Annotated in this window: 12 protein-coding genes; 8 read left to right on the forward strand and 4 right to left on the reverse strand. The window is 53.9% G+C overall.

Going from position 1 to position 8,941, the window contains the following annotated elements; translation table 11 throughout:
* From ABF287_RS02960 to ABF287_RS02970, 3 genes are all read right to left on the reverse strand, one after another.
* On the reverse strand, positions 1–427 hold a 427-nt coding region (locus tag ABF287_RS02960; protein ID WP_347183541.1), incomplete at its 3' end, for a TCP-1/cpn60 chaperonin family protein.
* 83 nt (positions 428–510) lie between these two features.
* The gene (locus tag ABF287_RS02965) at positions 511–798 is read right to left on the reverse strand and encodes a co-chaperone GroES (protein WP_347183542.1); all 288 of its coding nucleotides are present in this window, start codon (positions 796–798) and stop codon (positions 511–513) included.
* A gap of 210 nt (positions 799–1,008) precedes the next feature.
* Complete coding sequence (locus ABF287_RS02970) at positions 1,009–1,674, reverse strand: DUF2161 family putative PD-(D/E)XK-type phosphodiesterase (protein WP_347183543.1); 666 nt, start codon at positions 1,672–1,674, stop codon at positions 1,009–1,011.
* Positions 1,675–1,811: 137 nt separating this feature from the next.
* On the opposite strand from ABF287_RS02970, the gene ABF287_RS02975 reads away from it, so the two are divergent.
* The 7 genes from ABF287_RS02975 to ABF287_RS03005 all read left to right on the forward strand — a co-directional run bounded on the left by ABF287_RS02975 (position 1,812) and on the right by ABF287_RS03005 (position 7,187).
* Positions 1,812–2,732 (forward strand): manganese-dependent inorganic pyrophosphatase, encoded by a 921-nt coding sequence (locus ABF287_RS02975; RefSeq protein WP_347183544.1) that lies wholly within the window; start codon positions 1,812–1,814, stop codon positions 2,730–2,732.
* A 31-nt stretch (positions 2,733–2,763) separates the two neighbouring features.
* Positions 2,764–3,213, forward strand: coding sequence for a GNAT family N-acetyltransferase (locus ABF287_RS02980; protein ID WP_347183545.1), 450 nt, complete (start codon positions 2,764–2,766; stop codon positions 3,211–3,213).
* 83 nt (positions 3,214–3,296) lie between these two features.
* Positions 3,297–4,172: a TIGR01459 family HAD-type hydrolase gene (locus ABF287_RS02985; protein WP_347183546.1), complete on the forward strand. Its 876-nt coding sequence runs from the start codon at positions 3,297–3,299 to the stop codon at positions 4,170–4,172.
* A 132-nt stretch (positions 4,173–4,304) separates the two neighbouring features.
* Complete coding sequence (locus ABF287_RS02990) at positions 4,305–4,748, forward strand: MaoC family dehydratase (protein ID WP_347183547.1); 444 nt, start codon at positions 4,305–4,307, stop codon at positions 4,746–4,748.
* Between the two features lie 29 nt (positions 4,749–4,777).
* Positions 4,778–5,704, forward strand: a complete 927-nt coding sequence (locus ABF287_RS02995; protein ID WP_347183548.1) for a bifunctional riboflavin kinase/FAD synthetase — start codon at positions 4,778–4,780, stop codon at positions 5,702–5,704.
* Complete coding sequence (locus ABF287_RS03000; RefSeq protein ID WP_347183549.1) at positions 5,701–6,150, forward strand: YcgN family cysteine cluster protein; 450 nt, start codon at positions 5,701–5,703, stop codon at positions 6,148–6,150. The genes ABF287_RS02995 and ABF287_RS03000 overlap by 4 nt, the downstream gene beginning before the upstream one ends.
* Positions 6,150–7,187, forward strand: a complete 1,038-nt coding sequence (locus tag ABF287_RS03005; RefSeq protein WP_347183550.1) for a beta-eliminating lyase-related protein — start codon at positions 6,150–6,152, stop codon at positions 7,185–7,187. The genes ABF287_RS03000 and ABF287_RS03005 overlap by 1 nt, the downstream gene beginning before the upstream one ends.
* 5 nt (positions 7,188–7,192) lie before the next feature.
* Here the strand turns inward: ABF287_RS03005 and ABF287_RS03010 are convergent, their stop codons facing one another.
* Positions 7,193–7,795: a 2-hydroxychromene-2-carboxylate isomerase gene (locus tag ABF287_RS03010; protein ID WP_347183551.1), complete on the reverse strand. Its 603-nt coding sequence runs from the start codon at positions 7,793–7,795 to the stop codon at positions 7,193–7,195.
* A gap of 110 nt (positions 7,796–7,905) precedes the next feature.
* Between ABF287_RS03010 and ABF287_RS03015 the strand changes: the two genes are divergently transcribed.
* Entirely contained in the window at positions 7,906–8,922 is a 1,017-nt protein-coding gene (locus ABF287_RS03015) for a ribose-phosphate pyrophosphokinase (RefSeq protein ID WP_347183552.1), read from the forward strand.
* The last annotated feature ends 19 nt before the right edge of the window (positions 8,923–8,941 follow it).

Genomic DNA, 8,941 nt, shown 5'->3' on the forward strand with positions numbered 1-8,941 from the left:
CTTCGTCTGTATCTTTCACTTCGCGTGATGCCGCTTTGATCGCTTCAACAACGTTTGTTGTTGCAAGATCGATGCCGCGCTTGAGATCCATTGGGTTGAGACCAGCAGCAACCTGCTTGAGGCCTTCTTTGATGATCGCTTGCGCCAAAACTGTCGCAGTTGTTGTACCGTCGCCAGCTTCGTCATTGGTGCGTGAGGCCACTTCTTTGACCATTTGCGCGCCCATGTTCTCGAACTTGTCTTCGAGATCGATTTCTTTGGCTACAGATACACCATCTTTGGTGATGCGCGGTGCGCCGAAAGATTTGTCCAAAACAACGTTACGACCTTTAGGGCCGAGTGTTACTTTGACAGCGTCTGCGAGAATGTTGACGCCTTTAAGCATTGCATTGCGGGCGTCTGTATCGAACTTGACTTCTTTAGCCATGAGTTCTCTCCTGAATTCAGGTTAATAGGATAGGTGAAAAATCTGAGTGCCGCACCCGATTGGGGCAGCCGCTTGGCGGTCCCTTAGGAAATCACGCCGAGGATGTCAGATTCTTTCATGATGAGCAGGTCTTCACCGTCAACGGTGATTTCTGTGCCGGACCATTTGCCGAACAGAACTTTGTCCCCAGCTGCAACAGACATAGCGATCAATTCGCCGCTGTCTTTACGCGCGCCTTCGCCAACAGAAACGATGATCGCTTCGGAAGGTTTTTCTTTTGCGGAATCAGGAATGATCAGTCCGCCAGCAGTTTTCTCATCGCTTTCAACGCGACGAACAACAACGCGGTCGTGGAGTGGTTTAAAGGCCATCTTGCGCGGCTCCTTACACAAAGTTTCAATTGCGGTCCCTGCCATAAGAGACAGGGGTAAATTCATCGTTAGCACTCAAGGGTGTCGAGTGATAACGATGAATAGTTAGGGAGCGTTTGGGGGTGAGTCAACCAATTGGCCGATATTTTTCCGTACTCATGAATATAGCGCCTGAATACATCGTCTGTAGCGGCTTGCAGACATCAACGTTTAGTCGCTGCCCTCAGCAGCACCGAGCGGTGAAATGCCGTACACGCCCGTGCCAACCTTATCGAACCAACCATAGTGATTGCTGCGCATCAGGGTGGTGGCGCGGGTGATGCCCGTGGCGTTCGCAACCTCGGCACCCTTTGTGGGCCCGTTCGCAATAAGATAGTCACGACACTTTTCCGCATCTTGGCGATACGCTGTGTTGCGCCCACCGCCTGGGGTGCCGCCCACATTCGGGTCGCCTTCCCGCGCATCGAATTCTTTTTGCAGCTTTTCTTTGCGCTTGGGGTTTTTGCGCGGCTTGAAGGGCTTGGGGTCGTTGTGCACTTGCACTGTGCCCTCGGCTACATTCACCGACAACATGCCAAGCCCTAAGCGTTTGCAGATCGAAATATTGCCCTTAAACGTTTTCCACGCGGCGCGGCCTTTCCAGCGCGGCACAGCGACATAGACTTGATCGGTGATCGTTTGCCGCGCGATCGCTTGGTGCAGCAAGATGAGTGAAAAACCGGTTTTTAACTCGATGATCACCGGCGGCTCATCTGGTGCGTCAGGGCGCACGGCCATTACATCTGCATCTTTCACTTCGGCTTTCACCTCGTAGCCAAGCCCTTCGAAATGGACTTTGACAGGCAGATACAGATCGGTTTCACGCAGTTTGCTCATACCCTTTTGTAGCGGCGTGCAAACAGATGGGAAAGCCCTGCATCACGCACATAGCCGCACCTGCATCTGAGCAGGTGACAAGCCTTCGCGCACTGCCTATAAGGGCGCAAAATCACTCTTTTGTACGGAAATATCATATGACAACGCTCGTCTTTGGCCACAAATCCCCTGACACCGATTCCACAGGCTCCCCACTTATCTGGGCTTGGTACTTGTCTGAAATCAAAGGCACACCTGCCAAAGCTGTTTTGCTCGGCGAGCCAAACACAGAAGCAGCTTTCGTGATCGAAAAATGGGGTTTCGAGAAACCTGAGATCATCACAACTGTGGACGCAGGCCAAGACGTTGTCATCGTCGACACCAACAACCCAGCTGAATTGCCAGACGCGATCAACGACGCGAACATCACAGCAATCATCGACCACCACAAATTGGTTGGCGGCTTGGAAACAAAAGGCCCGATTGATATCACAATCCGTCCGCTAGCTTGTACCGCGACAATCATGTTCGACCTGATGGGCGACGACGCGGCAAAAATGCCCGACAACATCAAAGGCGCTATGTTGTCATGCATCTTGTCCGACACGCTGGAATTCCGCTCACCGACCACAACAGAGCACGACAAAGCCTTGGCCACCAAACTGGCGGCTGAGTTGAACATCGACATGGCGGCATACGCGTCTGAGCTGTTCGAAGCGAAATCTGATGTGTCTGCCTTCTCTGACGCTGAACTGATCCGCATGGACTCAAAAGAATTCACAGTCGACGGCACAGCTTTCCGCGTTTCTGTTTTGGAAACAACAGCGCCGAAAATCGTTCTGGACCGCAAAGCGAGCCTTTTGAACTCCATGGTTGATGTGGCCAAAGAAGACGGCGTGGATCACGTGCTGTTGTTCGTTGTCGACATCTTGGCGGAAGAAGCCACTTTGTTCGTGCAAAACGACACAGTGAAAACAGTTGCTGAAAAATCATTCGGCGCGACAGTGGACGGCGATGCGGTTGTGTTGCCAGGCATCATGTCTCGCAAAAAACAAATCATCCCGAACCTTAAAGTCTAAGTGCGGTTGTGATATAGTCTTAGGGCGTCCCATGGGGCGCCCTTTTTCGTTTTACGTCCATGAGGCCAAGATGCTCAAATTGTCCCACGTCGAAACCAGCCCAGAAGGCGAAGCACGAATTCTGGACCTACTGTTTCAACATGCAGACGACAAAGGCATGCCGTTCAAGCCCGAAACGTGGCTGATCGAAGCCCATGAGGATGAGACCTTCCTCGGCGGGTTGTGCGCGCGTGCAGGCTCTGACTTTGTCTTTGTTCAATATCTTGCGGTCAGCCCAGAAGCGCGCGGTCGCGGGCTTGGGTCGAAACTGTTGCAGGACGTGGAAAAACGGGCAAAGGACGCTGGCAAATTGGGCGTCTATCTCGACACTTTCGCATTCCAAGCGCCTGATTTTTACAAAGCCGAAGGCTACATAGAATTTGGGCGCCTCAAAGGCGCGCATTATGGCCAAGATCGCTTTTACTTCGTCAAAACCTTCTGAAAGCGACACCCCTAGCTCACGTCTCTTCCCTTTTACATGGTCGTTCTATACCAGTGCTGTGACCTATACCCTATGAGGCCGATATGACCCGTTTGATCCAATCCCTGTCCGAGATTTCCACCAATTACGACGCGCTTTTTGTCGATCTTTGGGGCTGTGTGCACAACGGGGTCCAAGCCTTTCCAGACGCTGTAAAAGCCTTGCAAGACTACCGCAAAGGCGGCGGGATCGTGATCTTGGTGACAAACTCTCCGCGCCCTTGGCGCTCTGTGGCCAAACAAATGCTTGGCTTTGGCGTGCCCGAAGACGCCTATGACGCCATTGCCACATCCGGCGATTCCGCGCGCACAGCGATGTATATGGGCGCGGTTGGGCAAAAGGTCTTCCACATCGGCACACCAGACGAAGTCGCCGTGTTCTTCGAAGCGCCAGAAATTTTGGAAGAGGCGATGGAGGTCTCACTGGTGCCATTGGAAGAGGCAGAGGGCATCGTTGTCACCGGCCCGCGCGATGCGAAGGCAGATCTGGATGTGAACCGGCCAGAATTTCTATACGCCAAGCAAAAGGGGCTGAAACTGCTCTGCGCAAACCCCGATATCGTTGTGGATCGTGGCGAAAGCCGCGAATGGTGTGCGGGTGCTTTGGGCGCGCTTTACACGGAAATGGGCGGTGAAAGCCTGTATTTCGGCAAGCCGCACCCGCCGATTTATGACCTTGCGCGTCGCCGTTTGTCGAAACTCGCGCAGGTGGATGACGCCAAAATCATGTGTATCGGCGATGGCATTGGCACAGATGTTATGGGTGGCATCGGCGAAGGTTTGGATGTGTTGTTCATCACCGGCGGCTTGGCTGCGGCTGAGTTTGGCGACGATCCCGTCAACCCAGACCCCGTTCGCTTGCAAGACTGGCTGAACGAACAAAACCTTGCACCAACGGCAGCGATTTCCTTCTTGCGATAGCGAATTGGAAATCCGTCGCGAAACATAAAATAACAATGGACGCATAATTGCGACATATTATTGCGCGACGGATTGCATTATATAAACACCTGCGTTATGCTGCACTGCAACATGACACAGGAATCGCATCATATGCTCGACAATTTTCCCCGCGGGACGATCTGTATCGAAGATATCGAAATCGGTATGACACGGTCCTTGCGCAAGATCGTAACCGATCGCGACATCGAACTGTTTGCAGAAGTGTCGACAGATCGAAACCCCGTTCACTTGGATGAAACCTACGCCCAAGAGACTATTTTCGAAGGCAGAATTGCCCACGGCATGCTCACTGCGGGGTTGATTTCTGCGGTCATTGGCGAACAGCTTCCAGGGCATGGCACGGTCTATATGGGCCAAACGCTCAAGTTCCTCGCCCCTGTACGCCCAGGCGACATGGTTTTGGCCGAGGTCACTGTGAGCGATATCATCCATGCAAAACGTCGTGTCGCCCTTGAATGTAAGTGCACTGTGGGCGATACCGTTGTTTTAAAAGGCGACGCCATGGTATTGGCGCCCAGCCGTAAATTTGACTGACGCGCGGGGGCTTCCCCCAGAGGAGCCTCATGCAAACGCACACACATTGGACAACTGTTCCAGAATCAGCGCGCGGCGCGAGTGCCGCAATCGGTAATTTCGACGGCGTGCACCTTGGACACTGCGCGGTTATCGACTTGGCGCGCGAACATGGACCACTTGGCATTCTCACCTTTGAACCGCACCCGCGCGAATATTTCGCGCCGCACGGCAAATCCTTTCGGTTGATGAACGCGGAATCCAAACACAACCGTTTGGAAAAGAACGGTGTCGAACACCTGTTCCAACTGCCCTTCAACGCAGAGCTGGCCGCGATGCCCCCCGAAGACTTCGCGCGCATCGTGTTGAAAGACGGGCTTGGTCTCAGCCATGTTGTGATCGGTGCTGATTTTTGCTTTGGCCAAGGGCGCAGCGGCACTGCCGACGACCTTGTGCGGTTCGGCGAAGAAATGGGCTTTGGCGTTACAGTTGCACCGCTTTTGAAAACCGAAAGTGGCATCTCATCATCCTCCGCCATTCGCGAAGCTTTGGCGGACGGTCGCATGAGCCACGCCAAAGAGATGCTCGGCCACTGGCACCGCATTGAGGGCGCCGTCAACCACGGCGACAAACGTGGCCGCGATCTGGGCTTTCCGACAGCCAACATGTCGATCGACGGTCTGCATGCGCCGAAATTTGGCGTCTACGCTGTGTTGGTGGACGTGCTGACCGGCAAGCACCAAGGCAGTTATCGCGGCGCTGCATCCCTTGGGGTGAAACCAACGTTTGGTGCGAATGTGCCGTGTTTGGAAAGCTACATTTTTGACTTTGACGGTGACCTTTACGGTGAACACCTGTCTGTCGGTTTCGTCGAGTTTTTACGCGGCGAAGAAAAGTTCAATGACCTTGATGATTTGATCTCGCAGATGCACGCAGATTGCGACAAAGCACGACGCATTTTGAGCGCCCTCGAATGAGTTTGCGCGACCGGTTTTGGGAAACCGTCCCGATGTCGAAAATGACGTCTGAGGAATGGGAAGCCCTGTGTGATGGTTGCGGAAAATGCTGTCTCAACAAGATCGAAGAAGAGGACTCGGGCGACGTCTATTTGACGCGTGTCGCCTGCCGTTTGCTCGACGATCAAAGCTGTCAGTGCAGCCAATATGAGACCCGCAAAAGCATCGTTCCCGAATGCATTATGTTGACGCCAACAACCTTGGACAAACATATGTATTGGATGCCGCAAACCTGCGCCTACAGATTGCTGCACAAAAACCTGCCCCTGCCTGAATGGCATCCGCTGAAGACGGGCGACCCGCAAAGTGTTCATAAGGCTGGTGTTTCTGTCCAAGGCATGACCGTATCCGAGCTGACAGTCGATGACGACGACTGGGAATCTCATCTGATCGAGGAACCGATTTAATGCATTTTGCCTCTGACAACACCTCTGGCGTACACCCAAAAATTCTAGAGGCTTTGGTCAAAGCCAATGCTGGGTTTGCGCCTGCATATGGCGCAGATCGCTACTCGTTGGACTTGCAAGATCGGTTGCGTGACATGTTCGATGCGCCCGATGCGCGGGTCTATCCGATGACCTCTGGCACGGGGGCCAATGCAGCACTTTTGGCGGCTATGACCCCGCCTTGGGGTGTGATCTATTGCCACGAGACGGCGCATATTGAAGTCGACGAACGCGGTGCCGTAACCTTCTATGCGGGGGGCGCAAAACTCAAGGCATTGCCGTCCGACGACAGTCGTTTGGACACTGAAATGCTGCGCAGCATTGTTGCAGCAAACCGTAACAATACAGACATTCATGGCATGCCGCCTGCGGCCGTGTCCTTGGCAAATTTAACTGAATTTGGGGAGCTTTACACCCCCGCGCAATTGGCAGATATCGCGCAATCCAGCGCCTTGCCAATGCATATGGATGGCGCACGTTTTGCCAATGCCATGGCCACCAGCAAGGTGTCTCCTTGGGAAATGACCCGCGAGCTGAGCACGCTATCACTAGGCGCCACCAAGACCGGCGCGATGGCTGCCGAAGCTGCCGTATTGTTTGATCCTGAATTGATCGACGCCTTTGAAAGCCAGCGCATGCGTGGCGGTCACAATCTGTCGAAAGCGCGCTATGTCTCCGCGCAGATTTTGGCATGGCTTGAGGATGATCTTTGGCTGGAACTGGCGGCGCACGCCAATGCCATGGCCGCGCGTTTGGCTGCTGGGCTGACCGAATTGGGCGGCGTGCTGAACTATGACGTCGATGGCAATATGATCTTTGCCACCCTGCCCCGTGCGATGCATGCACGCGCTAAAGCAAAGGGCGCGGCGTATCACCTATGGTGCGAAGACACCGCGCTTGTGGGGGATCCTGAGACGCCGCAAATGGCGCGCTTTGTGGCCAGCTGGTCCACGAGCGAGGCGCATGTGGACGCTGTGCTGGCCGCTTTTGCTGATTGATTGAGCTAGAGCTTGCCCGCAAGGTGCAGATCAAGGTCTTCTAGGCTGTCTTGGCCCCAGAACCGCTCGTCTGTTTCGGTCACAATGTAAAACGGTGATCCAAACACGCCCGCGGCATGGGCGTCTTCCAAGTTGCGCGCATAAGTTTCAGCGCCCGCGAGCATGCCGGTCATGGACAGCATCGGATCAAACCCACCTTCTTTGAGTGCCGCTGTGATCACCGCGTCATCTGCGATGTCTTTGTCTTCGGCCCACATAGCACGGTTGAGCGATGCGATCATTGCACCGATGTCGCCACCGCCAGCATTCGCCGCAGCAATCACAGCATAAGAGGCAGGAGCCGCATTGGTCGGCCAAAACGCTGCATCCAATTTGAGTGGCAGTCCTGTTTTCTTGGGCAATCGCGTGAGTTCCTGCGTGCGGTAAATCTTGCGCCCTTCTGGGCGATCTGCGGGCTTCGGCGCGCCAAGGCGGTCATACAGGGTGATAATATCGTAAGGTTTGTAGTTGATCACAGCCCCATGTTTGGCGGCGATTTTCTCAAGACGGTCCCCAGCTTGGTAAGCAAAGCCTGAAAGTAGTGAAAAATAGTAGTCAATCTGTGCCATTTCGCATCTCTCCTTATGAGCGCTGTTTTCAAGACGCTAGCGGGATGGTAAGCGGTGTCAAGATCACGATTCCATGACATTTGGCCAAATAACTCATCGGGAATGCTGCAATGCCGAACACTTCTGAACCAAAACTGATCTCTGGTAACGCGAACAAACCACTCGCCTCTGCTGTGGCGCGACGTTTGTCGATGCATCGCGGTATGAACGTCCAACTGTGTGACGCCCGTGTGGAACGTTTCAACGACGGCGAGATCTTCGTCGAAGTTTATGAAAACGTCCGTGGTGAGGATATGTTTATCATCCAGCCCACATCAAACCCTGCGAACGACAATTTGATGGAACTGTTGATCATCGCGGATGCTTTGCGCCGCTCCTCAGCAGACCGGATTACAGCTGTGATCCCTTACTTTGGATACGCGCGCCAAGATCGTCGCACCAAAGCGCGCACGCCTATTTCTGCCAAGCTCGTCGCCAATATGATGGTTGAAGCTGGTATTGAGCGCATTTTGACCATGGACCTGCACGCGACACAGATCCAAGGCTTCTTCGACATTCCGGTGGACAACCTTTACGCCTCTCCCGTGTTTGCTTTGGACATCAAGCATCACTTCAAAGGCAACATGGAAGACATCATGGTGGTGTCCCCTGACGTAGGTGGTGTGGCACGCGCACGCGAACTTGCCAAGCGCATTGATGCGCCTTTGTCCATCGTGGACAAACGCCGTGAAAAGCCGGGTGAAATTGCCGAGATGACAGTCATCGGTGACGTTAAAGGCAAGAAATGTATCATCGTAGATGACCTTTGCGACACAGCTGGCACGCTCTGTAAGGCGGCTGAGAACCTGATGGACCACGGCGCCTCTGAGGTGCACGCTTACATCACACACGGTGTGCTGTCGGGCCCCGCTGTTGAGCGCGTGACCAATTCTGTGATGAAGTCTTTGGTGATCACGGATTCCATCGAAGCGACGGATGCCGTGAAGAACTGCCCGAACATTCGCATCGTGCCAACAGCGCCATTGTTTGCCCAAGGTATCATCAACACATGGAACGGCACATCCGTGTCTTCCTTGTTTGAGAACGAAACCTTGGTGCCTTTGTACGAAGGCCTCTACCACCTGTAACGGGGTAGATCATCAGACA

It is taken from the genome of Pacificibacter sp., from assembly GCF_039769035.1.
Taxonomy (GTDB): domain Bacteria; phylum Pseudomonadota; class Alphaproteobacteria; order Rhodobacterales; family Rhodobacteraceae; genus Celeribacter.

Coding starts and splice junctions, on each gene's coding strand:
- ABF287_RS03005 (WP_347183550.1), top strand. CDS start 6,150: ATGCATTTTGCCTCTGACAACACCTCTGGCGTACACCCAAAAATTCTA.
- ABF287_RS02965 (WP_347183542.1), bottom strand. CDS start 798: ATGGCCTTTAAACCACTCCACGACCGCGTTGTTGTTCGTCGCGTTGAA.
- ABF287_RS02975 (WP_347183544.1), top strand. CDS start 1,812: ATGACAACGCTCGTCTTTGGCCACAAATCCCCTGACACCGATTCCACA.
- ABF287_RS02980 (WP_347183545.1), top strand. CDS start 2,764: ATGGGGCGCCCTTTTTCGTTTTACGTCCATGAGGCCAAGATGCTCAAA.
- ABF287_RS02970 (WP_347183543.1), bottom strand. CDS start 1,674: ATGAGCAAACTGCGTGAAACCGATCTGTATCTGCCTGTCAAAGTCCAT.
- ABF287_RS03015 (WP_347183552.1), top strand. CDS start 7,906: ATGCCGAACACTTCTGAACCAAAACTGATCTCTGGTAACGCGAACAAA.
- ABF287_RS02990 (WP_347183547.1), top strand. CDS start 4,305: ATGCTCGACAATTTTCCCCGCGGGACGATCTGTATCGAAGATATCGAA.
- ABF287_RS02985 (WP_347183546.1), top strand. CDS start 3,297: ATGACCCGTTTGATCCAATCCCTGTCCGAGATTTCCACCAATTACGAC.
- ABF287_RS02995 (WP_347183548.1), top strand. CDS start 4,778: ATGCAAACGCACACACATTGGACAACTGTTCCAGAATCAGCGCGCGGC.
- ABF287_RS03010 (WP_347183551.1), bottom strand. CDS start 7,795: ATGGCACAGATTGACTACTATTTTTCACTACTTTCAGGCTTTGCTTAC.
- ABF287_RS03000 (WP_347183549.1), top strand. CDS start 5,701: ATGAGTTTGCGCGACCGGTTTTGGGAAACCGTCCCGATGTCGAAAATG.